The organism is Saprospiraceae bacterium (assembly GCA_016713025.1).
Classification (GTDB): Bacteria; Bacteroidota; Bacteroidia; order Chitinophagales; family Saprospiraceae; genus OLB9.
Genome location: JADJPZ010000004.1, coordinates 3,150,698 through 3,174,731 on the forward strand (window position 1 = coordinate 3,150,698; position 24,034 = coordinate 3,174,731).

Annotated in this window: 24 protein-coding genes; 3 read left to right on the forward strand and 21 right to left on the reverse strand. The window is 37.6% G+C overall.

The features are described from left to right. Positions 1 to 9: 9 nt before the first annotated feature. The 6 genes from IPK35_19745 to IPK35_19770 form a co-directional block, all read right to left on the reverse strand. Complete coding sequence (locus tag IPK35_19745; GenBank protein MBK8055437.1) at positions 10 to 1,539, reverse strand: AAA family ATPase; 1,530 nt, start codon at positions 1,537 to 1,539, stop codon at positions 10 to 12. 707 nt (positions 1,540 to 2,246) lie between these two features. Next, a complete protein-coding gene (locus IPK35_19750) occupies positions 2,247 to 2,480 on the reverse strand; it encodes a hypothetical protein (protein MBK8055438.1) in 234 nt (77 codons plus the stop codon). A 209-nt stretch (positions 2,481 to 2,689) separates the two neighbouring features. After that, on the reverse strand, positions 2,690 to 4,117 hold the full coding sequence (locus tag IPK35_19755; GenBank protein ID MBK8055439.1) for a Gfo/Idh/MocA family oxidoreductase: 1,428 nt from the start codon (positions 4,115 to 4,117) through the stop codon (positions 2,690 to 2,692). A gap of 333 nt (positions 4,118 to 4,450) precedes the next feature. Beyond that, the gene (locus IPK35_19760) at positions 4,451 to 5,011 is read right to left on the reverse strand and encodes a hypothetical protein (GenBank protein MBK8055440.1); all 561 of its coding nucleotides are present in this window, start codon (positions 5,009 to 5,011) and stop codon (positions 4,451 to 4,453) included. Continuing rightward, positions 5,008 to 5,568 (reverse strand): RNA polymerase sigma factor, encoded by a 561-nt coding sequence (locus IPK35_19765; GenBank protein ID MBK8055441.1) that lies wholly within the window; start codon positions 5,566 to 5,568, stop codon positions 5,008 to 5,010. Before IPK35_19765 ends, IPK35_19760 begins: the two co-directional genes overlap by 4 nt. Before the next feature lie 79 nt (positions 5,569 to 5,647). After that, on the reverse strand, positions 5,648 to 6,802 hold the full coding sequence (locus IPK35_19770; GenBank protein MBK8055442.1) for a hypothetical protein: 1,155 nt from the start codon (positions 6,800 to 6,802) through the stop codon (positions 5,648 to 5,650). 915 nt (positions 6,803 to 7,717) lie between these two features. Here IPK35_19770 and IPK35_19775 point away from each other — a divergent pair. From IPK35_19775 to IPK35_19785, 3 genes are read left to right on the forward strand one after another with little or no spacing between them, the layout of a single operon-like run. Continuing rightward, positions 7,718 to 9,187 carry an oligosaccharide flippase family protein gene (locus IPK35_19775; GenBank protein ID MBK8055443.1) on the forward strand — a complete coding sequence of 490 codons (1,470 nt, stop codon included), beginning with the start codon at positions 7,718 to 7,720 and terminating at the stop codon, positions 9,185 to 9,187. Continuing rightward, complete coding sequence (locus IPK35_19780; protein ID MBK8055444.1) at positions 9,177 to 10,037, forward strand: family 16 glycosylhydrolase; 861 nt, start codon at positions 9,177 to 9,179, stop codon at positions 10,035 to 10,037. The genes IPK35_19775 and IPK35_19780 overlap by 11 nt, the downstream gene beginning before the upstream one ends. Before the next feature lie 27 nt (positions 10,038 to 10,064). After that, the gene (locus tag IPK35_19785) at positions 10,065 to 11,681 is read left to right on the forward strand and encodes a S8 family serine peptidase (protein MBK8055445.1); all 1,617 of its coding nucleotides are present in this window, start codon (positions 10,065 to 10,067) and stop codon (positions 11,679 to 11,681) included. An 87-nt stretch (positions 11,682 to 11,768) separates the two neighbouring features. Here IPK35_19785 and IPK35_19790 read toward each other — a convergent pair whose 3' ends face one another. The 15 genes from IPK35_19790 to rpsE form a co-directional block, all read right to left on the reverse strand. Further along, on the reverse strand, positions 11,769 to 12,638 hold the full coding sequence (locus tag IPK35_19790; GenBank protein MBK8055446.1) for a lauroyl acyltransferase: 870 nt from the start codon (positions 12,636 to 12,638) through the stop codon (positions 11,769 to 11,771). Positions 12,639 to 12,664: 26 nt separating this feature from the next. Continuing rightward, positions 12,665 to 14,209 carry a hypothetical protein gene (locus tag IPK35_19795; protein MBK8055447.1) on the reverse strand — a complete coding sequence of 515 codons (1,545 nt, stop codon included), beginning with the start codon at positions 14,207 to 14,209 and terminating at the stop codon, positions 12,665 to 12,667. 181 nt (positions 14,210 to 14,390) lie between these two features. Continuing rightward, positions 14,391 to 16,634, reverse strand: a complete 2,244-nt coding sequence (locus IPK35_19800) for an MMPL family transporter (GenBank protein MBK8055448.1) — start codon at positions 16,632 to 16,634, stop codon at positions 14,391 to 14,393. Positions 16,635 to 16,856: 222 nt separating this feature from the next. Beyond that, positions 16,857 to 17,393, reverse strand: coding sequence for a 50S ribosomal protein L17 (rplQ, locus tag IPK35_19805; GenBank protein ID MBK8055449.1), 537 nt, complete (start codon positions 17,391 to 17,393; stop codon positions 16,857 to 16,859). Positions 17,394 to 17,503: 110 nt separating this feature from the next. After that, positions 17,504 to 18,505, reverse strand: coding sequence for a DNA-directed RNA polymerase subunit alpha (locus tag IPK35_19810; GenBank protein MBK8055450.1), 1,002 nt, complete (start codon positions 18,503 to 18,505; stop codon positions 17,504 to 17,506). 56 nt (positions 18,506 to 18,561) lie between these two features. Then, positions 18,562 to 19,176 carry a 30S ribosomal protein S4 gene (gene rpsD, locus IPK35_19815; protein ID MBK8055451.1) on the reverse strand — a complete coding sequence of 205 codons (615 nt, stop codon included), beginning with the start codon at positions 19,174 to 19,176 and terminating at the stop codon, positions 18,562 to 18,564. A gap of 30 nt (positions 19,177 to 19,206) precedes the next feature. Beyond that, complete coding sequence (gene rpsK / locus IPK35_19820; protein ID MBK8055452.1) at positions 19,207 to 19,596, reverse strand: 30S ribosomal protein S11; 390 nt, start codon at positions 19,594 to 19,596, stop codon at positions 19,207 to 19,209. 19 nt (positions 19,597 to 19,615) lie between these two features. Continuing rightward, positions 19,616 to 19,993, reverse strand: a complete 378-nt coding sequence (rpsM, locus tag IPK35_19825) for a 30S ribosomal protein S13 (GenBank protein MBK8055453.1) — start codon at positions 19,991 to 19,993, stop codon at positions 19,616 to 19,618. Positions 19,994 to 20,005: 12 nt separating this feature from the next. Further along, the gene (gene rpmJ, locus IPK35_19830) at positions 20,006 to 20,122 is read right to left on the reverse strand and encodes a 50S ribosomal protein L36 (protein ID MBK8055454.1); all 117 of its coding nucleotides are present in this window, start codon (positions 20,120 to 20,122) and stop codon (positions 20,006 to 20,008) included. A 20-nt stretch (positions 20,123 to 20,142) separates the two neighbouring features. After that, positions 20,143 to 20,361, reverse strand: coding sequence for a translation initiation factor IF-1 (gene infA, locus IPK35_19835; protein MBK8055455.1), 219 nt, complete (start codon positions 20,359 to 20,361; stop codon positions 20,143 to 20,145). A 23-nt stretch (positions 20,362 to 20,384) separates the two neighbouring features. Beyond that, on the reverse strand, positions 20,385 to 21,194 hold the full coding sequence (map, locus tag IPK35_19840) for a type I methionyl aminopeptidase (protein MBK8055456.1): 810 nt from the start codon (positions 21,192 to 21,194) through the stop codon (positions 20,385 to 20,387). Between the two features lie 7 nt (positions 21,195 to 21,201). Beyond that, positions 21,202 to 22,569, reverse strand: coding sequence for a preprotein translocase subunit SecY (secY, locus tag IPK35_19845; protein ID MBK8055457.1), 1,368 nt, complete (start codon positions 22,567 to 22,569; stop codon positions 21,202 to 21,204). Between the two features lie 11 nt (positions 22,570 to 22,580). Beyond that, positions 22,581 to 23,027, reverse strand: a complete 447-nt coding sequence (gene rplO, locus IPK35_19850; protein ID MBK8055458.1) for a 50S ribosomal protein L15 — start codon at positions 23,025 to 23,027, stop codon at positions 22,581 to 22,583. Positions 23,028 to 23,311: 284 nt separating this feature from the next. Beyond that, positions 23,312 to 23,491, reverse strand: coding sequence for a 50S ribosomal protein L30 (rpmD, locus tag IPK35_19855; protein MBK8055459.1), 180 nt, complete (start codon positions 23,489 to 23,491; stop codon positions 23,312 to 23,314). A gap of 17 nt (positions 23,492 to 23,508) precedes the next feature. Next, on the reverse strand, positions 23,509 to 24,024 hold the full coding sequence (rpsE, locus tag IPK35_19860) for a 30S ribosomal protein S5 (GenBank protein ID MBK8055460.1): 516 nt from the start codon (positions 24,022 to 24,024) through the stop codon (positions 23,509 to 23,511). Positions 24,025 to 24,034 lie beyond the last annotated feature (10 nt).

Sequence of the window (24,034 nt, forward strand, 5' to 3'; positions counted from 1 at the left end):
ACATGGTCATCACACTTCCTCCCATATCAGTCCATCTACCTTACGTTTTTCGCTATCAAAGTTGATACCTATGATGTGAAAGTGGCTGGCTTTATTTCGATAAGCATCGAGATATCCCATTTCTTTGACTTGTTGTATGGCTGATTCCGCTGTTTTGTTAAGTTTAAACTCCAAACAATAGACATGGCCTTCATAGAGGATGATGGCGTCTGCCCGACCATCTTTGGTGAGTACTTCGCTATGGATATATACGCCCATCAGACTGAACAAAAGGTGGATGATGGCGTGGTAGAAATTTTCATGTTCTCGCTCCCAAAGTGGATACGGAATGTGGCTAAATGCTTCATTGATGGCATTACTGAGACGAGTATGATCCTTTGATTTTAGACTTGCATTTAGTTCTACTAATATCCATTTTGCAGGAGATTTTTGATTTTCAATATAAGTATCTGCCAATCTTTGCAAATATGCTTCTTCGACCTCCATGTTTGGAAATGACAGCGTGTAATTGCCGAATAACTCATCATAACCGGTGATAGTCAGATAGCCCGTTTGAAACAAGACTGGTACAAGTAAAATATTGTCAATGTTAAAGGAACCCAAATCTATGCCACTTGAAACGGTATTTTCGAAATTGTAAAAATGTTGTTTTTTACTCAATTCCATCAAAAATGTAGGCGTACCGGTAGCATACCAATAGTTTTGAAAGTCTCCGCTAGCAAAAAAGTTTAGTAATGAAAATGGGTTGTACACTCTATTACCTTTGACATGCCATGTATAACCATTGTACCAAAGCCTTATTTTATCATTATCGTATACTTTCAGTTCTTGTGTAAAGTAATGTTCCAACTCATTTTGACTTATACCACACAATTCATTATATTCTCTTAACATGGTGATGTCGCGCAGATTGTTCAGATCTGAAAAAATACTCACCTGACTAAATTTGCTCACTCCTGTGATGAATACGAGCTTAAGATATGGATCGGCATCTTTGAGAATGGAGTAGAATGTCTTCATCACTCCACGATTTTCATGGGCCAAGTGGATGCTTTCTTTGTCCAGATAGTCGATGATGGGCTTGTCATACTCGTCGATGAGGATGACTACTTGTTTATTGTATTTAGTATAAAGTGAATGGATCAGTTCTTTAAACATATTGGCAATATCAGATGGGTCTGATTCAAGGATGATGCCATTGTGTTTTGAAATTTCTTTAAGGGTAGTTCCTATGGCTTTTTGCAATCCCATAGTCCTATACCCTATATTTGAAAACGATATCCTGATGATAGGATACTCATCAAATGCCCATTTATCATATATGTACAAACCTTCGAATAGTTCTTTTTGTCCCTTGAATACACACTCCATGGTGCTGATCAAGAGTGACTTTCCAAATCTTCTTGGCCGAGACAGAAAGTAGTATTTATAGCTCGACATCAGTTGATGTAAATATCTCGTTTTGTCAATATATACATAACCATTGTTTCGTATACCACCGAAATCTTGCAGACCTATGGGATATTTTTGCATTTCCATGTTGCAAAGATAGGTTTTTTGTTTTTTTTAAAACACTGTTTTATAATGTAGTGTGTATAACAAATTGCACTTTTTCAGTGTTCTTTTTAATAAACGGTAAAAACGTGGTTGAATTGGGTGGGTCTTCTCAAGCGTAGCTTGACAAGCTCTTCAGAGCCTGCCAAGCTACGCTTGGGAATGAGGGTAGCGATGAAGAAATTTGAATTTGTGCAGTTTGTTATACACACTATAATGTATCCTTAGTTTAAATCACCGAAAAGCATAAACGATGTAGCAGGATAACAACCCGTAGTATCGGTATGCTTTTTGTACGTGCTCCCCTTCATATCATAAAAATCTACATGCTTACCATCACTGCTAGCTGTAGGTATCATCGGTTGTGACAATGCCCGGTTTGTGCCCAGCTAGGCGTAGGCTGCGCCTACGTCTGTGTGTTACCATCCGACGCGTCGGATAATTTGAATTCGAAGCCTTAAATCCATCATATATCTGCTACATCTATCAACAATAAACTGTCTAACGATCTATGCCACTATGCTCTTTGCCATCCATGCCATCTGCGTGTCGCCATCCGACGCGTCGGATAATTTGAATTATAGACCCTAAATCCATCTATCTGCTAAATCTATTTCCAATAACCTTTCGAAACCACTAAAAAATTATAGCACCACTTTGATCAAACAGCGCTTGACAGGCAGCGGTGCAAACTATTCCGAAAGTGTGTCGTGTTTTACCTTACTTTCCAAAGCGGTGATGATCTTCAGAACTATTCCTTTTTCAAAACAAGACACCAGATATCCTTCATTAAATCTGTCCGCTCGGATGATGACTGTCAGAAGTTTGCATAATGATATCAGATCCAATGTATTATATTCAAAATCAGGATTCAGCAGTATGTTTTTTCCATCTTCCCATGCAGCCCAGTCAAAAACCGGTGTCAGTTTCAGACCCGAAATTACATTAGCTGTTTTTTCCACAACATCTGATCTGTCCCAATACGGAAAAGTTAAAACTCCGTTTTCCAAGGTTTTACAGTCGTAAAACGTGCCAAATTGTTTTGTAGCTAAAATTTCTGTTTTCAGACAAAACAACCGCTCCCAATCTTTTTCAGAAAGTTGATTGATATGAGATTCAAAATGCTCAATTTCAATCATATCTTCCAGCCCATTCGGGGCTCTCTTTTCACAAGAGTATTGGCCATCTCAACATTGGTGACTTTCATGTTTTGGGCATCCCAAAGAAGTTTTCTGCGAGCAGGATATTTGTCGTTTTCCTTGAGATAATAACTCCTCATAGCTAGCACACCCAGCAACATAGCTTCTGTAAATGGTCCGGCATAATCAAATGGTGAACTAACCGTTGCATTGCCATAACCTTTTAGACAGGCATTGACCCACTGAAGATAATGTCCCTCGGGAACACGTGCCTCCTTCTCAGGAACTACCAGATCTTTCATGAGCGCAGTCGGAAGCAATCGGGGATTCTGACCATAACAGTCTGCCATCAGTTTTCCTTTAGTTCCTTCAAAAATGATTCCGCCATCCCAGCCTCCCAGGGCTTCGTCAGCACCAAGTTCTTCCGGCCTTTCGGGTTTTAATCCTCCATCTATCCATGTGAGTTTGATGTCCGGTTTGCCATTTTTGCCGGGAAAAGTAAAGTACATCATAGATGCTGAAGGAAAGGCTTCCGGAATCATCATCTCCTGAAAAAATCCCGACCATGGAGTAGCAAAACTACACTCCACATCGGATGGATAGTCAATTGGTAAAATTCTGAATGCGGGATCCATAATATGACATGCCATATCTCCTACAGCTCCGGTACCAAAAGCTGTCCATCCTCTCCACCCGAATGGGACATACATCTTATTGTACATCACAGGCTGTGCAGGACCTAACCATAAATCCCAGTCCAGTTCTTTTGGTATGCGCTCTTTTGCTTTGGGGGCAGCTATGCCTTGCACCCATACAGGTCGGTTTGTCCATGCAGTCACTCTGTGTACATCTCCGATCAATCCTGCATCATATATTTCCTTCATTTTTCGTACGTCGTTTCCTGACCCACCCTGATTTCCCATCTGGGTCACCACTTTATGCTTCCGGGCAGCTTCAGTCAGCACTCTGGCTTCATGTATGCTCCATGTCAGTGGCTTCTGCACGTACACATGTTTTCCTTTTTCGATAGCGGCGAGTGCGGCCACTGCATGCGTATGGTCAGGGGTTGACACTGTAACTGCGTCAATATTTTTGTGTTCAGCATCGAGCATTTTCCTGAAGTCTTTGTAATATTTTGCTGTAGGAAAATTTTGTTTGGATTTAACCGTCTGCCTGTCATCTACATCACATAGAAATGACACTTTTACATTGGGGCTTTTGGCGCATTCGGTGAGGTCACTTGCACCCTTGCCACCTGCGCCGATACCTGCAAGATACAGTGTATCACTTGGTGGTATATGTCGACTACCTCCCAAAACAAAACTGGGTACAATTGTAAATGCAGAAGCGGTTATCGCAGATTGTTTTATAAACTTCCTGCGACCCAAATTATTTTCTTTTTGATTGTGGCTTTTAGATGACATGACTTTATATTTCTATATGAAATGCCAAATTATAAAAAAAACTGAAATTATAATATTACAAGAGATGTTTTTTAAAAAAGCACCATAAAACAGAAAATTATTGAAGTAAAATTTTGCTATTTTCACATCTAATTGCCAAGTCATTCCAACAGGTCCGACTCCTAAAGGGGATGATATGCGCTTTAAAACAATAAAATGGGTGGGTCGTCTCAAGCGTAGCTTGACAGGCTCTTCAGAGCCTGCCAAACTACGCTTGGGAATAAGGTAAAGTGAGACTTTAATTATTTTGTGCAATAAGTTAGTTAGATATATACGCTATTTAATTCTGATTTCTCATGGAGTCTGTTGTGAACTTAGTTTTATATTTGGTATCACAATTTTATAGTAATTCTTTAGTGATTTATTGGATAAAATATTTTCAATTTTTTGCACTTCCAAAACAGGTTGTATCATGACACTATTTGAATTGTCTTCAGTAACTTGTTCCGCAGATGCAGTGTTTGCATTATCAGACCATTGAGCAAGCGAATCTTTTGTTTCAAAATTATCAGTTCCTGAGTTAGCGACTATTTTCTTTGGTTGTATAAGTTTTACTTTAGTATCTGCAACAGTAACTTCCTTATCTGCATGAATAAACCCGGAAGCTGATGTGACAATTTCATTACTTTTAATGGATGAACTTTCAAGACTCTCTTTGATTTCATCATTATTAAAATAGCCGTATGTCAAAATTCCTGAAATGAATAATGCAAAGAAAGCAAACAGAACCCAAATTAATCTAAATTCATTTTTTTTCTCCGGCATACGGGATTCTATTTTGTCCCAAATGTCATCAGGAACATCAGCCACATGATGATAAAGTTTGGTTTTAACAATTTTATTTAATGTATTCATACGGCTTGTTTGTATAATTGGGTGACTTTTTCCTGCAACAAGCGACGTGCTTTTGCAAGCTGTGAACGGGATGTAGCTTCTTCAATATGGAGCATTTCCGCGATCTCTTTATGTGTAGATCCTTCTATGACATACAGATTGAAAACTGTTCTGTAGCGATCAGGTATAGATGTAATCAATCTTATAAGCTCTTCTTCAGATAATGAAGAAAAAACTTCCGGGGGAACCATATCTTCTTTCACAAGTTCAGGATCCAATTCCTGAAAGATAGTGTGATTTTTTAAATTATTTTTTATGGCAGTATTGATGACAATGCGTCTGACCCATCCTTCAAAGGACCCTGCATTGGCAAATTCATGCATATGTGTAAATACTTTCACAAAAGCATCCTGAAGTACATCTTCTGCTTCCTGCCTGTTTTTTGCAAACCTTTGACATACAGCCATCATCTTGCCTGAATACAGATAGAAAATATCCCTCTGAGCAGACCTGTTACCAGACAAGCATGCTTTAAGGAGTTCCTTTTCTGTTTTACCGTTTACAAGAAGTGGCGACATGTATTATCATATTTGCAATGGAAAATGACTGAAACAGATCTGTGCCATTCAGTCATTTTCCGATTTATCCTTTTAACTGTTAATCCTTAACAATTATTGCATCATCTATCTGCTCATTTCCGTCACCATCAAGATCATCTTGTCCGGCTGATCTGGCAGGAGTTTTTGACGCAGTTCCTTCCGGATTTACCACCGTGATTTTACCTTCACTGAAGGCATCATAGTTGCCTTGTGCGTATTGATTCGCTTTTGAAAAAAAATCATCTTTTCCTTCCAGAAGGCCACCACCTGTGGTTAAAGTTTCGTCTGCAAATTCCTTTTTGGGCTTTGCATCTTCTTCAGCCAGAAATTTCTCAGCTTTTTCAACTGTTTCATCAAATTTTTTACCAACCTGTTCTGCCACATCTTTTGCTTTTTCAGCCATTGCTTCCTTAGCTTCGCCTATTTTATCCCAGGCTTTATCTGACGATTCCAAAACCTTAGCTCCTACATTTTCGCTGATGTCAGCTGCCTTACCGGCGACAACACTTCCTGCTTCAAAGACCTTCTCCCCTACTTTTTCTGCCACATCCCCGGCTTTCTGTACCATTTCATTTTCAGAAATTTTATCTACGACGTCGCCAGCAAAAGCTTTTGTTTTGTCAAATAGATTTCCTATCCCTTCACCAGCTTTGTCCAAAACGGATCCGGTGCTTTCAGCTGTTTTTACATAAGATGATTGTACAAATTCACCAGCATCTGTTGCTACATCCTTTGCTTTGGTGGCTGCACTTTCTGCTGCATCGCTTACTTTGTCAACAGCCGTTCCTGCTGCTCCTGCAACATCCGATGCCACTGATTTGGTTTTGTCCCAGGCTACATCAGCGACATTGTCAATCTTTTCAGCTGCAGCATTGGCCATTTCTTTAGCTTTCAAAGTAGCATCTTCAGCCAAATCAGATACAGTGTCCACAGCTGTTTCTGCCGCTGTAGCAACATCTGCAGCAACAGTTTTTGTTTTGTCCCAAGCTGCTTCTGCCACATTTTCAGCTTTGTCGAGCACTATGGTAGCTTTTTCCATTACTGATTCGCGGAGACCGGATGTCTTTTCAGAAATGTCGCTCACCGTTTCTTTGGCTGACTCTGCGATGTCACCGGCTTTTTCTTTGGTAAAATCAACCGCTTTATCCACGGCTGACTTGGCTACTGATTCTGTAGTGAAAAATAATCTCTTAAGAGAACTTAAAAATCCCATAATTATAAAAATTTAGTTAATGAATATTTTGACATAAATTTAAGCCATTTATTCAAGAATTAGTTCAATAATTTTGCCATATTTTGAATAATAATTTCAAAAACCCTGAAATGTCATGTATTGATCAAAATATTCTTTCTTGAAAAACAAGATATTTTATGTGTGTATAACATATTGCACTTTTGTGAAAAAAATTAACTTGCTACATTTGCCTATACTTACCCCCAACCCCTGAAGGCCCCTGAAGGGGAGACCAGCGCTAATATTGAAAGCATTGGCGCGGGTCGTCTCAAGCGTAGCTTGACAGGCTCTTTAGGGAATGATGGTAGCGGGCCATTTAAATATTTGTGCAATATGTTATACACACATATTTTATGTTTGAACTTACAAATGAAGAGTTCGAAAACTTAAAAAGCCCAAATGGCACATCAAGTTAGAGTGATACAAGATATGACCCAATGGCCTTTACCGAATTAGATGATCGAAGTCTATGACTTCAATCCCATATATCAAGAATTTTCACTGTGTGTATAACAAACTGCATGTTTTCAGTATTATTATTATAAGGCGGTAAAAATGTGGTTGGATTGGGTGGCTCGTCCCTATAGGGAATGAGGGTAGCGGGGAAGAAAATATGAATTTGTGCAATTTTTTAAACACACAATTTTCACTTCGTTACGGTAGTAAAACCGTTTTTTTATTACATTTGTGATCTAAGGAACGGGTGCATTTCATTTTTTCGCCCTTTGATTGATTTCTTATCAAGTTTCGTTTGTTCGTTGTAGCTTCCAGCTACGATGTAATATAGACAGACATCTTGCCTGAATCGCGAAATAATAAAATGATGATTTTTAATGTGAAGCGAAAAAATGAAATACACCCTTAGGAACTTTCAAAATCTGAATTTAAAATATCATCATAGTGTTAAAATCTTTTTTTAAAGATACAATCATATACGGTGTTGCGGCCGTTCTTCCCAGAGTAATCAACCTGGCGCTTATAGCTATTTTTACTTTTGTCCTTGGAAAAGCAGATTTTTCAGACCAAACCCAATGGTATGTTTATGCAGCGTTTATCAATGTAATATTGACAATGGGTACTGAAACTTCCTTCTTCAGGTATTATACTCAAGAGCCGGATAAAAACAAAGTACTGGCTTCAGCTGCGACCATCCTTTTGATCACTTCCGGTATTTTCCTTCTATTGGGTCTCATATTGATCCAGCAGTTTGCAGGCTTCCTTGGGTTCAGCGATCAGAAATTGGTGTATATCCTGATATTGACAACCGTAGTGGACACCATATGTGTGATCCCCTTCGCTTATCTCAGAGTGACCGGACGACCGTTGGTTTATACGGGGATAAAGCTGACAAACGTGATAGTACTGTTTTTATTTACTGTGCTTTTTTTGATGATCATCCCTAAAATGGTCATTTCTGAAAATAGTTTTTTACAGTTTTTTGGATTCACAAATTCATACAAGCCAGGTGTCATTCACATCATCGCCGCCAATCTTATAGCCAGCGTTTTTACACTGCTGTTATTATCCCCATACCTGATCAAAATCAAATGGCAACCGGATAAATCCATGATTGTCAAAATTTTACAATATGGTTGGCCCATTATGATAGGTGGAATTGCTTACACGATCAATGAAAATATGGATAAACTGCTTATCGAAAATTTGATAGGCAAAGAAGAGAATGGTGTTTACGCCGCATGCTATAAATTAAGTGTTTTTATGACGCTGTACATTATGGCATTTCGGTTGGGAGCAGAGCCATTTTTCTTCAGACATGCAGGAAATGCCAACGCAAAAAACAACTATTCAACCATTATGACCTGGTTTGTGATTTTTGGATGCATTTTTTCAGTGATTATCACCGGATATCTGGATCTCTTTGCAGGCATCATCATTAAAAATAAAATGTATCTGGAAGGGCTGTTTATTGTTCCGGTACTGTTGATTGCCAATCTATTTTCCGGTATTTACAACAATCTGTCTATATGGTACAAACTGACCGACATGACCCGATATGGGATGTTGATCAGCATTGTTGGAGCAGTTATCACCATCATTACATTATTCATTTTTGTTCCTGTTTTTGGCATCATGGGAGGTGCTGTTTCCACGCTAATCACCTATGTACTGATGGCATTGGTTTCCTGGTATCTGGGACACAAATATTATCCAGTATCGTATGACATCACCAAAATAGCAGTATATATACTTTCAGCTTCCGCTGTCAGTGCATTAAGCTTTTTGGTTTTCAGGGGTGATCTCCTGATCAATACAGCCATGATTCTTACTTTTACAGCGTTGGTTTATTATCTGGAAAGAAAGGCATTACACTCAATCTTTTTAAATAAAAAAAATGTCGCATAGAAACTCAAGATTGTCTATAGTATTTTTGCTGATGATCCAATGGTTTTCAGGCGCATCTCAAATCCACGTTTGTCCTTTGAAAGGCAATTGGAAATTTGTAAAAGAATACAGTGATGAGTTTAATTCCAAAAAACTGGATGATTCCAAATGGTGGGATTTTAATCCGGCATGGCCCGGCCGAAAGCCCGCCCATTTCTCCCGCAAAAACGTAGGGGTAAAAAAAGGAAGTCTGCAACTTACGGCCAAAGCCCTCGACTCAACAAAAGTGGACATCGAACTCAGAACCAAGGGCATGGACAAATACTCCACTGCTATTGTCAAAAGTAAAAACAGAATACAATATGGATATTTTGAAGCAAGATGTAAATCTATGAAAGCCAATGTATGCAATGCTTTCTGGCTTTACGACCCACTAAATGCAGATAAAAAATACCGCGAAGGCAGCTTTTCTGAAGAAATCGATATTTTTGAAATATTTGGCAAACCAGGCAAACCCGAATTTGACAGAGTTTACTGGGCCACCTTGCACAGGTATGAAACTCCCTATGTCGAGTCCATAGTCAATAAGAAAAAAACGAAGCTTGAAGACTACTCAAAAAAAATAAAAATGCCCTTTGAATTTTATGATGATTACCACACATTCGGGTTCTTGTGGACAGCTGAAAAGCTTCAATGGTATGTAGATGGCGAGATGGTTTGGGAACGAAAAAACGATTACTTTACCAATCCATTGCATATTATTTTCGATGCAGAAATCATGGAAGACTGGATGGGATTGCCGGACAATAAAGACCTACCTTCGACGTTTTATGTAGACTATATCAGGGTTTGGCAAATGGATGAAGGATGATCTTACATAATCCCTAAAAAATATTTTATGATTTATCTTAAGACATGTATTAGACTCGGGATTTTGATTTCTCTAAAACTATATTTGGCCCTTTTGCCAGCACAGGTTATTAGTCAAAAAGACTTTAAAAGTGATGGGGTTATCATAAGTTGCCAAAGCAAAAAGATCGATGAGTTGGTCAAAAAAGCAAAAAACCTTAGAAATCAAAGCATAAGTGTAGAAAAATTAGGAGAATCAACTAGTTCATATCTCCTGAAAAACGGTGATGACGCCTGGCTATATGAATGGTGTAAGTCACAGCCTGAAGTTGCCATGTGTGAATATAATTTGTGGCTCAATCCAAGGACAATTCCAAATGACCCTCTTATAGATTCTCAATATTACCTTAATCATATAAGGGCTTTTGATGCCTGGAAGATTTCTAATGGGGGCAAACAAAACAGCACTGAGCCAATCATCATAATTGTCATAGACAATGGATTTGATATGACTCACGAGGACTTAAAAGATGTCATATATCTGAATCCCGAAGAAATACCCAACGATGGTATTGACAATGATGGAAATGGATTGATTGACGATGTTTCCGGCTGGAATATATCCACAAATAATTCAAAACACTTTTTGAGAGCGCATGGCACCAATGTGCTTGGTGTTTTGGCAGCTACTCATAATAATAGAAAGGGCATAGCCGGAGTACATCCAAATGTCAAAGTTTATCCGATTTCCACCATTGAAGTAACAAGCGAAACCATCAAAGCCTATGAATTCATAGTGCATCAAAAGAAACTTTATATCGAGTCAGGAGGAAAAAAAGGGCACAACTTTGTTATTTTGAATCATTCTTCAGGAAAAGACTTTGCATTTGCAAAAGATCATCCCATATGGTGCGGACTTTATGACAAAATGGGAGCATTGGGAATTCTGAGTATTGTGGCCACATCCAATGATGAAACAGATGTTGAAAGATTGGGTGATATGCCTTCAACATGCACCAGCCCATATATGATAGTCGTTGGTAGTACCAATAGAAAGGATGAGTATTATACTTCAGGATTTGGATCAATAAGTGTAGACCTATCAGCTCCCGCAGAAAAAATTTATACAACCCATCCTGAGTTTATTCAACCTTACTTCTATACATCAGGTACTTCGATGGCAACACCTATGGTGGCTGGGGCAGTTTCATTTTTATATTCTGTACCCTGTGATTCCTTTCATCGATTTATGAAGACCGATCCGACCAATGCAGTGCTTGCGCTCAAGGATATCATCATGTTGTCAACGGACAGAAGATCATCCCTCGAATCAAGATCTGTCAGCAAAGGAAGACTCAACATATATAATGCCATACAATTGCTCCAAAAAATGTATCAATGCGATTGTCACCTTTCTATCAATAAGATCAGACATGTGGGTCATAATTTTATAATAGAGTACTTTTCCGGCTATAATCAGAAGCTTGAGTTAAACATATATGATACTGCCGGAAAGTCCATTTTCAACCAATCTCTAAATCCAACATCCGGACAATCAAATACCTTTACTATTGAAAATTTTATCAATCAAACTCAAGGCATCAGATTTTTGAAAATATCTGATGATAAATGCTCCATATCGAAAGGATTTTCCATCCTTGATTAGAATCATCTGACATCCATCACATCAAAGCATGACAATCCAAAAAGAAATTACTTCTCTGAAAATAACTGAGCTAACTTTAAATGGTTACTATTGCTCTTTAACACGTTTATTCTTCCATCTCTTGTGAGACCAAATCCAGTCTTCGGGTCTTTCCTGAAGGATTGATTCCAGTTTTTTCATAAACCTTTGAGTGACTATACCTTCAGCAAGTTCTTCTGTTCCATCAGTAAGCTCATGCAAAGTAACATCATAGTGACCACGGGACATACGTTGTATATGCACATAGAAAACCGGACAACTAAGCTTTCTGGAATATTTGTCCGCTCCGGGTGGGCAAGCAGTGTCCTGCCCTAAAAAGTTCACCCAGTGAGCGTTATCCGACCAGGTACTTTGGTCACTGACAAGGACAAAGGTTGCACCATTGTTTTTATATTGATCAAAAGCTTTGGATGTATTTTGTATAGGAACCATGATAAAACCAAACCTGCCTCGCTTTTTTGCAGCATACTTCTCGCTGTATTTATTTGACAAGGGCTTGTAAAAACCTAAAGATGGAATTGGAAAAGATAAGGCATAAGTTATGACTCCCCATTCCCAGTTTCCGTAGTGTGCAGCTGAGTGGATGACGCATCTTCCTTGTTGGGTATATTTCAGGGACAATTCAGGATTGACAAAGTGGTACCTTTTGAGAAATTCAGATTTGGGCATCGTAAAACCCTTGAGGCTTTCTACTATTATATCTCCGAGATTAGCATAGGATTTTTTTGCTATTTTTGTTAGATCATCATCCGTTTTTTCCGGAAAACTTGCTTTGAGTTGCTTTTCTACTACATCTCTTCTGTATCGTACGGCATTGTACAAAAACCAGGATAAAAAATCCGATATTTTATACAAGATTGCAAATGGTATTGCACTGAACAATGCTGTAGACAATCTGAAAAAGATATAACCGATCATTCAAGAAGTATTTAGGCTTTATTATATTATTGGCTTCGACTTTTTAGTTCGAGTTTTTCTCTGATGATCTCCTGAATCCTTCTATTCTGAATTTTACTATCCAGCCAGGAGATGATATCCAGGTAAAGGAAAGGCCTTCTCTCATATGGATCCTGTTGATATTTAACCAATCTTGCTCTTAATTTCATAAATTCACTTTTTAAGTCCTTTCTTGTCATCAAGGGTGTTTTTCTCAAAAATCCCAACATTTCTCGCTGCACTGCCTGGAGATCATCCATTTTATTTAAAAATCTGAAAACCGTTTTTATCTGATAACTTAAAAAGAAATCATTGCCGAGCTCATAGTGGCTGATCAGGGTAAGAATTCTGGCGAAACACTGAATATCTTCCCTCAAACCCCCAATAGGGCTGTTGATAATTTTATTGAGGTGATCTATAGCATTACTAAAATCATCGGCCCCAAAATATACGCAAGCAAGTTTATATTGAAACACCATCTCTCTATTGACGTCCCAATGGTGATTTCCTGACAGGAGGATTGAGCTGATTTCTTCAATTTCTTTTACACCCTGATCATAATTTCCTGTCAAAAATATTTTATTCAGTAAATGAATGTATTTGAATAGCTTAAAGTTTAAATGCTGAGCTTCAGTGAGTTGGTCATTTTCCAGTTCAACAAATTTTTCATAACTCAATAAAAATTTATCTCTCTTATTGGCCATATACAGCGCATTCAGAGCATTGTGCAAACCTTTAAAGTACAAGACCGGATCTTCATGTTTCATGTGTGGAGTAAGCTCGAAACTATCTACCCACTTTTGAGAAAATTTATAATAATTCAAAAAATCCTGTATCATGTGATAATACCATACCAATGATTGGTAGTAGTAAATTTTTTCATAAAAACCCAGTTTATGCACTTTGACTTCAGGTAAGTGGGCATAAAAATAATCTTTTAACTGTTCAAAATCTTTTTTATCCCTTACATACCCGTATTTCAGGTACATGCCATATAGCATGATTGAAAGATTACTCAATTTATCTCTGAGTCCAACTCTTTTAAGTAACCTGACGCTCTCGTCATTCAGCTGGATGGCTTTTGTTGTAGAACTCCCGGTGATATATTGGGTTTCTATCTTTCGCTCTTCATCCAGAATATGATATAAGAGTAGCGTTTCCTGACTATTTTCGGCTATCTTTTTAGCTTTTTCCAGCATATCGAGACTCGATTGTGTCATACCTTTTGTCTGCAAAATTCGGGCATAATCCAGCAACTCCCTTATAGAAATATCACTATAATCCTGCTTATGTAAATGCCGGATATTTGAAAGTATTTGTTTTAGCAGATTGGCCTTGATATTTGAAAGTTGCGCCTTTTTTATTTGCGGTATCTTTTTCAACATGTCAGATTCATTGTACTTTTTTCCTGAATCTATATAATCGAACAACTGCATGAACAACTTATCATGAGCATTATTATCCCGATTGACATACAATCTGAAACTACGTTTCTCAGCTTTTGTCATTGATCTGACAAGTTGAATCAATTGATCTGTTTGTTGGCTAGGCATTTTGTACTGTAAGTCAATAATTGCGCAAAAATACTAAAATTTACAGGAAACACTTTGTATAACTTAGATAAGTGCCCATATCAAAATAACAATGAATTTCTTTATTAGAGTTAATAACTTCCCCCTTTTTTTTTCACTATGCTAAGATAATGTTTAAAAATTTCACAAATAACGATGTAGTCTAATCTTTGTAAAAACGAAGAAGTAAAGCAGGCAGTAGAAACAAATCACAAATTAAAGCCCCTAATAGAGTCACAGATATCAATAAACCTATTGTAAATGTCGGAGGGTTGACTGAAAAAATCATTGCAAAAAATCCGAAAAAAAGCACAATAGTGGTAATGATGACCGCTTTGCCTGTCTCCATCAGAGAAACCCTCACCGCAGCATTTGTATTCATGCCGTTAGATTTACAAATTCTGTATCTGGCAAGAATATGAATAGAATCATCAACGGCAATACCAAAAATAATGGTAAACATCACTGAGATACCCGCCTCCAGATCAATATGAAAAAATCCAAGGATGGCAGCAGCGAGCAAAAGAGGTAAAAGATTGGGAATCAGAGCTATAATGACCATCTTGAATGATCGGAATATCCATCCCATAAAAAGTGATATGATGAATATAGAAAAGCCCAATCCCTTTAATAAACTTGATGTCACATAAACAGAATTTTTATCAAGTATTAATCCGGTTCCGGTTCGTTTGACTTCAATCAGGCTTGTGTCAAGATGTTGCAAAGACCAGGTATCGAGTTCTTCTCCAAGTTTTTTAATGTTATCTGCACCGATATCTGTCACTCTTGATGATATCCGTGTTTTTGTTTTATCAGTACTCAAAAGAATATTAGCATCATCATTTTTCATGCGCTGAACGAGCCTTTTGGAATTTTCATATTCTTCCTTCGTTTTCGGGAAAGAGTACGTTGAATCCTGATTTCCGGAATTCATCTTATTGATACTCTTATACAATGTGGCTAATGAAATACTCGACCTTATGATACCGGTTGATCTTATTTTTTCCTCAAGCTTATTTACTTCTTTCAATACTTCATAATCATCAGCGAGATGTTGCCCCTTAGCTGTGATGGCAAATTCCAAAGGCCTGAATCCGGCATAGTTCTTTTCAAAAAATTGAAATGACTGTGTGACCTTCGCTCCTCGAGGCAAATTATCTTCAAGTCTGTAATTTGTGCTGATCATGCTCGTGCCCAGGATAAAAATTATAATCAGTACAAATGATGTTTTAAAAATGATAGTTGCTTTAGTCATATTTATAGAAACTATCCATTCCATCAATGATGACCATCTTCGGTCATGATTTTGGCTTCTAATAATTTTATCTTTATTAAAATACGATAAAGCCGAAGTAGTAAATAAAATCACCGTTACAAAAGCAATAATGACACCTACGGCAGCATGAAGACCGAATTGTTGTATGGTCAGCAGTTTTGATGTTGCTAAAGAAGCGAAACCTATAGCTGTAGTAAATGATGTCATAAAAGTAGCTGCACCAATCTCCCTTATGGTTATTCTCATAGCATGCTTCTGATCATTCCCCTTATTGAGTTCATCTACATATTTGGAAAAAATATGGATAACATCAGATGACCCTACTATCAGCATGATGACAGGAAATAGTGCTGAGATCACACTTAATTCCGCACCTACAAAACCTAAATAACCCGTAAACAATAACAAACCTAAAGCAATGCTGCCCAAAGAGATGATGATACCTATAGGTTTTCTGTATAAAACTACCATAATAAATGTAACCAGGATCAGTGAAGCCATAAATGCCATCATCATTTCTCTCTTCTGAAAATCAACGAGTTCTCTCTGAAAATAGGCACGACCTAAAATATGAGCCTTATCAGAAAACCCAGAAACAAGAAGCAACGAGTCCAATCTTTCTGTCAATATCCGTGAAGACAGGATATCAAGGTTTTCATCGGTTTTTACAAAGATGACCAAAGATGTGGCTGCACTATCAATCAGGCTATTCACTATTCGTTCGTCATTAGTGACATTTTGTTTGTCTGAAGGATAGTATTCAGGGTCGTCTATGTGTATAAACGGAAGCAGTGAGTAGCCAAAGGGCGTTTTCACCGGATACTCAAGTTGGGTGATGGACTGTGTTTTTTTCACAAATGGCAAATCCCTCACTTTCAGGCTGACATCATGAAATCTTGCAAGGAATACAGAGTCAAAAACAGAAGGTTTATTCTCTATGGCTATGAGCAGGAAGTTATCATCTGTTTCAAAGTCTTTTGTAAATTTTTTATAGTATTCCAGATCCGGATCTCCGATAGGAAAAAATTGGTCAAATGAAAAACTGAATTGCAGTTTGGTAGTATAGTAACCACTAATGATGGTTAAAAATGCGAAAAAAATAATGATTGCATTTCGATGATTTAAAAACATCTTTTTTACAGAATTAATTGCCAATGAAATAAAATCAGAAGACTATTGTTCAGACATCAATGCAAAAAAACTTTTGCCCACATCACCAATATTATAATCAATGAAATAAAATTCGAAGACAAAGCCCATTTTCACCAATCTTATTGATGAAGAACAAAAAAAAAGAGGCAAATCATAAGAAATGCCTCTTTTTAACCTTTTATTGTAAAACTAAGAAAAAAATTATTCTTCTTCGTTTGATGCAATTTCGTCAATTACTTCAGGTGCAACGACTGCCGCTGCTGCTGATGCTGTTGCCACTCCTGCCACAGCGCCTGCGCCAGTTATATCTCCACTTCCTCCTTTTCTTCTACTTCTTCTAGTACCAGCTTTTGTAGTTGCTGTTTTCGCCTTCATCACATCATTGAAGTCGACAAGCTCGATCATAGCTGTTTCTGCACCGTCACCTTTTCTAAATCCAGTTTTGATGATTCTGCAATACCCACCTGGTCTGTCTGCGACTTTTGGGGCTACGTTGTCAAATAACTCAATGATTACATTCTTATTTTGAAGGTCAGCAAAGACCATTCTTCTTGAATGTGTTGTATTATCTTTACATCTCGTAATGATAGGTTCGACAAAAACTCTTAAAGCTTTTGCCTTTGCAAGTGTTGTGGTGATTCTTTTGTGCAGAATCAGTGAATTGGCCATGTTAAGTAGTAAGGCGTCTCTATGGCCTTTTTTTCTACCCAGATGGTTAAATTTTTTACCGTGTCTCATTGACTTAAAGTTTGCGTACCACTATCGCTTGAGTCATCTTTCGGCCTGCGACTCTGAAAAGCAACGTTTCATACTATTTAAAAATACAATCCAGTTAAGGGCCGAAACGATTATTCTTCGTCAAGTTTATATTTAGAAAGGTCCATTCCAAATGTGAGACCTTTTTGTTGTAAAAGTTCTTCTATTTCTACCAAGGACTTCTTACCAAAGTTCCGGAATTTCAGAAGTTCATGCATATCAAATTTGACCATTTCACCTAATGAATTGATCTTGGCTGCCTTCAGACAATTGTATGCTCTGACGGATAGATCCAGGTCTTCGAGAGATGTCTTAAGCAATTTACGCATGTGAAGGATATGCTCATCTACTACATCATCCTGACGAGATGAAGAATCATTGAATGTGATATTTTCATCAGTAATCAGCATAAGGTGCTGAATCATTATTCTTGAAGCTTCTTTAAGAGCGTCTTCCGGATGAATAGTACCGTCTGTTTTCAGCTCGATAGTCATCTTTTCATAATCCGTCCTCTGACCGACACGCGTATTCTCCACTTTAAAAGCTACTTTTTTGACCGGAGTATATATCGCATCCATTGGTATCACACCGATAGAAGCATCTTTTGGTAAATTCTCATCTGCAGGCACATATCCACGACCCTTTGTTATGGTAAATTCGATTTCAAGGGTTACATTTGGTTCCATAGTACAAATGTACAAGTCCGGATTCATTACCTTAAAAATATTGGTTGCAGCCTCAATATCTCCGGCTAAAAACTTATCTTTACCTGAAATGGTCACATATAGTTTCTCTTCATCTGAATCTTCAGAAACCACTACAGGCTTTAGTCTTACCTGCTTGAGGTTAAGGATAATATCAACAACATCTTCTACAACTCCTTTGATGGTAGAAAACTCATGATCCACACCTGCTATTCTCACAGCAGAAATGGCATAACCTTCCAATGATGAAAGAAGTATTCTTCTGAGTGAGTTTCCTATAGTCTGTCCAAATCCAGGCTCCAACGGTTTAAATTCAAAAACGCCATCAAAATCATCAGCTTTTTGTAATAAGATCTTGTCTGGTTTTGAAAATTTAGAATACTCATTTATATTTTTTTTTCTAATTTATAAAAAAGAAGCAGGCCGCTATAAAAGCAGCCAATAAATTATTTAGAATATAATTCTACAATAAGTTGCTCGTTTATGTTTTCAGGGATTTTTTCCCTTTCAGGATGCGCAAGATACCTTCCTTCCATTTTATCACCATTCCATTCTATCCATCCGTAGGTCTTTGAACCATCCTTCTTTGCCTTCACATTACTTAGTATGATGTCAATATTTCTTGACTTTCCTCTTACCGACACAACAGCTCCTGGCTTCAAAAGCATGGAAGGAATATTACAAAGTATGCCATCCACCATGATATGTCTGTGCGTAACTAACTGCCTTGCTGCTCTTCTGGTCTTAGCAATACCCATACGATAAACTACATTATCCAGTCTTGACTCCAGCAATTGAAGTAATATTTCACCCGTTACTCCTGATTTTGCAGCAGCTTTTTCAAACAGATTTCTAAACTGTCTTTCCAATACACCATAAGTATACTTTGCTTTTTGCTTTTCATTGAGCTCTATGGCGTAATCTGTTCTTTGCTTACGCTTTTTCATTTGGCCATGCTGGCCAGGAGGATATTTTCTTTTTTCATAAGCTTTATCATAACCAAAAATCGGTTCTCCAAATGCTCTTGCCTTCTTAGTAGTAGGACCTGTATATCTTGCCATTATAAATGGATTTTAGTATAATAATTATGATTAAACTCTTCTTTTCTTTGGTGGTCTGCAACCATTGTGAGGCACAGGTGTCATATCTTTGATCCTTGTGACTTTGATTCCTGAAGAATCAATAGCTCTGATAGCAGATTCTCTACCGGCTCCAGGACCTTTTACAAAAACTTCCACATTTCTTAAACCAGCTTCATACGCTGTTTGGGATGCTCCGTTTGCTGCCATCTGAGCAGCATATGGTGTATTCTTCTTACTACCTCTGAAACCAGACTTACCTGCAGAACCCCAAGATATAACCTGACCGGCTCTGTTACACATAGATATGATGATATTATTGAAAGAAGCATGGATAAATGCCAAACCTTCTGATTCGACTTTCACTACCCTTTTTTTACTGACTTTTTTACCTTTAGCCATAATGAATATATATTAACTATTATTTAGTTGCTTTCTTTTTATTTGCTACTGTCTTCTTTTTACCTTTTCTGGTACGGGCATTAGTTTTAGTGCTTTGCCCTCTCACAGGTAGGCCTTTTCTATGCCGAATCCCACGATAACAAGCGATATCCATAAGCCTTTTTATACTTAATTGCACCTCACTTCTTAATTCACCTTCCACTTTGAATTCGTCCTGAATAAATCTGGAAATGAATTTTATATTTTCATCCGACCAGTCACTTACTTTGGTATCCTCAGATACACTTGCAGATGACAGGATTTTTTTGGCCAAAGTAGGACCTATACCATAGATATATGTCAAGCCTATGACTCCTCTTTTGTTTCTTGGTAAATCTACACCAGCGATACGTGCCATAATTTCGTTTTATTATCCTTGTCTTTGTTTAAATTTAGGGTTCTTTTTATTTATAATATAAAGCTTCCCCTTTCTTCTAACTATTTTGCAATCTACTGATCGCTTTTTAATTGATGCCTGTACTTTCATTGTATTAAGCCTTTTGTCTGTTATTTATATCTGTAATTTATTCTACCTCTTGACAAGTCGTAAGGAGACATTTCTACAGCAACTTTATCACCCGGCAATATCCTGATATAATGCATTCTCATTTTTCCAGAGATTGTGGCGGTTATCAGGTGTCCACTCTCCAGTCTCACCCTAAACATTGCGTTTGATAGGGCTTCTTCTATTATTCCGTCGAGTTTTATCAGGTCTTGTTTTGCCATTTTTCAAATTGGAGCGCAAATATCTAAAAATTTATCGAGATATCCACGATTTCTTCATTTTTTTTAATTGAATCATCAATATAAGAGTGATCAGAGAGTATATCGGGTCCATCCTTTCGTATCGCTACACTATGTTCATAATGGGCAGAAGGCTTTCCGTCTTTAGTCAGGATGGTCCACCCATCATTAAGCTGTTTTACCCCTCTGATTCCCAAATTTACCATCGGTTCGATTGCAAGAACTAAACCATCTTTTAGTATCGGGCCTTTGCCTCGCTGTCCAAAATTAGGAACTTCAGGATCCTCATGCAGATTGCGCCCTACACCATGACCTACCAATTCGCGCACAATACTGTATCCATGTATTTTTTCACAATAATGTTGTATGTGAAAACTTATATCCCCTACTCTATTTCCGATCACTGCAGCAGATATACCTTTGTATAAAGATTCTCTTGTTACTTTAAGTAATCTCCTGACTTCGGGAGTGATATTTTTGAACGCGAAAGTAAATGCAGCGTCACCATAAAAACCATTAAGCAATACACCGCAATCAATAGAAACTATGTCTGTTTCAGCAAAAACCCTGTCAGATGGAATGCCATGCACTACTGCATCATTGATTGACATACACAAGGTTGCCGGAAATCCCCGATAGCCTTTAAAACCGGGTTTCCCTCCATGATCCCTTATAAACTCTTCAGCCGTTTTATCAATTTGTTTGCTGTTTTTTCCTACTTTTAGGATTTCAGCTATATGTGCCAGCGTTTTACTTACCAGTAAATTGCTTTGCCTCATTAATTCTATTTCTTCATTTGTCTTGTAATAAATCATTCTGATATTACATTCCTGCTCCTATCGTGATACCCTGGCTACTTCTACCCTGAATTCTTCCTGATTTGACAAGTCCGTCATATTTTCTCATTAGCAGATAACTCTCTATTTGTTGTAAAGTATCCAACACAACACCGACTAAGATCAATAATGAAGTGCCTCCAAAAAAATACGAAAATGCGACATTCACACCGGCGTAAGCTACTATTGCTGGTAAAATCGCGATCAACCCAATAAAGATAGCTCCCGGAAGTGTAATTCTTGTGGTTAAAGTGTCGATATAATCCTGAGTATCCTGACCTGGTTTTACGCCTGGTATAAAAGAGTTCATCCTCTTTAGATACTCCGCATATTGTTGCGGATTTACAATCAAAGCAGTATAAACGTAAGTGAAAATTACTATCAGTATAAAAAACACCACATTATAAGCCATAGACATCGGGTCATTAAACTTCAATAACAGATCAGACTGAACTCCTGCATTGCTGGTAACCCATTGTGCGCCTGTAAGAGGCAAAAACATAATCGCCTGAGCAAAGATAATAGGCATTACTCCTGCAGCACTCAACTTTAGATTAATAAAGTCATTTGCACCAGCTGCTGGTGCTCCTGCAGTACGACCTACCATTCTTTTTGCAGCCTGAATAGGAATTTTTCTAACACCTTGCACAATTAATATAGTGGCAATGATTATGAAGAAGAATACGATAAATTCAAGTATTAACGGTATCCACTTGTTGTTTGTGACTTGCGATATAACTTCAGCTGCGAAAGCCTGAGGCAATTTAGCGATAATACCCACCATAATCAGAAGGGAAATACCATTACCGATACCTCTATCAGTAATTTTTTCACCCAACCACATACAGAATATTGTTCCTGTGGCAAGCGTAATCATATTCGTAAACCAAAATACAGTTGGGTTGATGCTTGGATCCACTGCTCCCGGTGTAGTGTTGAGATATAAAATGTATCCGCTACCTTGGACGAGAGTAATTAGCACTGTAAGAAACCGGGTGATCTGATTAATTCTTTTTCTACCTGATTCACCTTCTTTTTGCTGTAATCTCTGGAAATAAGGTACTGCAAAACCCAATAACTGCACGATGATAGAAGCAGTAATATATGGCATGATACCCAAAGCAAATATGGAACCCTGATTGAACGCACCTCCTGTAAAAGTGTTAATCAGCTGGAGTAAGTCATTCGCTTTTCTACCTGATGATGCTGTCTCCAAAGCCAAGGCATTTACACCAGGCAATACAATATAAGAACCTAATCTGAATACTGCAAGGATGATAAGAGTAAATGTGATCTTATCTCTTAACTCCTTAATACTCCAAATATTTTTTAGTGTTTCAATAAACTTTTTCATGATGTATCTTATTATGCATTGACAGAACCGCCTGCAGCTTCTATTTTACTCTTTGCACTTGCAGAATATGCATCAACCGTAACATTAAGCTTGGCAGTAAGTTCTCCATTTCCCAAAATCTTAACTTTTTCTCCTCTGTTGATGATACCCTCATTATACAAGGCAACCTTGGTAATATCTGTCAGACCATAATTGTCATGAATCTCCTGTAACCTGGAAACATTGATTGCTACATATGAAACCTGATTGATATTTTTGAAACCCCTCTTTGGAAGACGCATCTGTATAGGCATCTGACCTCCTTCAAAAGCCCTCTTACTTTTGAAACCTGATCTGGCTTTTGCACCTTTATGTCCTTTGGATGCTGTGCCACCTGAACCTGATCCTTCACCACGTCCAAGCCTGCCTTTTTCTTTTTTTACAGATCCTGCAGCAGGCGTCAAATTATGTAATTTCATCTGTTTATTTTAAGTTTGGCACTCTCTGAGTGCAAGTTATTAATGTCAGATTGAACACCCAAAAATTATTCTCCAAAGTGTCCGACAGCTGTCGTGGGAGTTCCGTCTGATAATTCTTCTATTTATTTAATTGAAAGATGGAATTGAAAACAAATCTCCATCCTTACTCTGAATTGACAATTAGATTTAATTTTTAATAAATTTGAAATCAAATTGTAAACACCAAAAACTGAAAAAATAACTGTTTACTTTATCATTATTTTTGGATTATATTTTTCAAATTATCAACAATGCTCAATTTTTATGAGATGGGCAACTTTAGCCACCATACCCATAATCTGAGGGTTTGCCTCTTTTACAACTGTCTGATTGAGCTTTTTTATCCCTAAACATTCAATTGTTGCTTTTTGGCGCTTACTTCTGTCAATAGTACTCTTAACTTGAGTGATTTTGATATTTCCCATTTTCTCAAATTTTAAATTTAGTCTTCAAATACTTTTTTCAAATCAATACCACGATTTCTTGCAATTTCTTTTGAATCTCTAATTTTTGTTAAGGCATCTATAGTAGCTTTAACAACATTATGAGGGTTTGAAGATCCTTGTGATTTAGCTAATACATTATGAATACCTGCCATTTCCAACACCGCTCGCATGGCTCCACCGGCTATTACTCCTGTACCGTCAGCAGCAGGCTTAATCAATACCTTTCCAGCTCCATACTTACCTTTTTGTTCGTGAGGTATAGTACCTTTATTTAAAGCTACTTTAACCATGTTCTTTTTTGCATCTTGTACTGCCTTCTGTATAGACTCAGATACATCCAATGCTTTCCCAAGACCATGACCTACACTTCCATTGCGATCACCTACCACAACAAGAGCAGAAAAACTGAAGGTACGACCCCCTTTAGTTACCTTTGCAACTCTTGAAAGGTTTACTAGCTTTTCTTTCAGTTCAGATTCGGCTTGTTGATTTACTTTTACTGGTGCTGACATATATATTTTT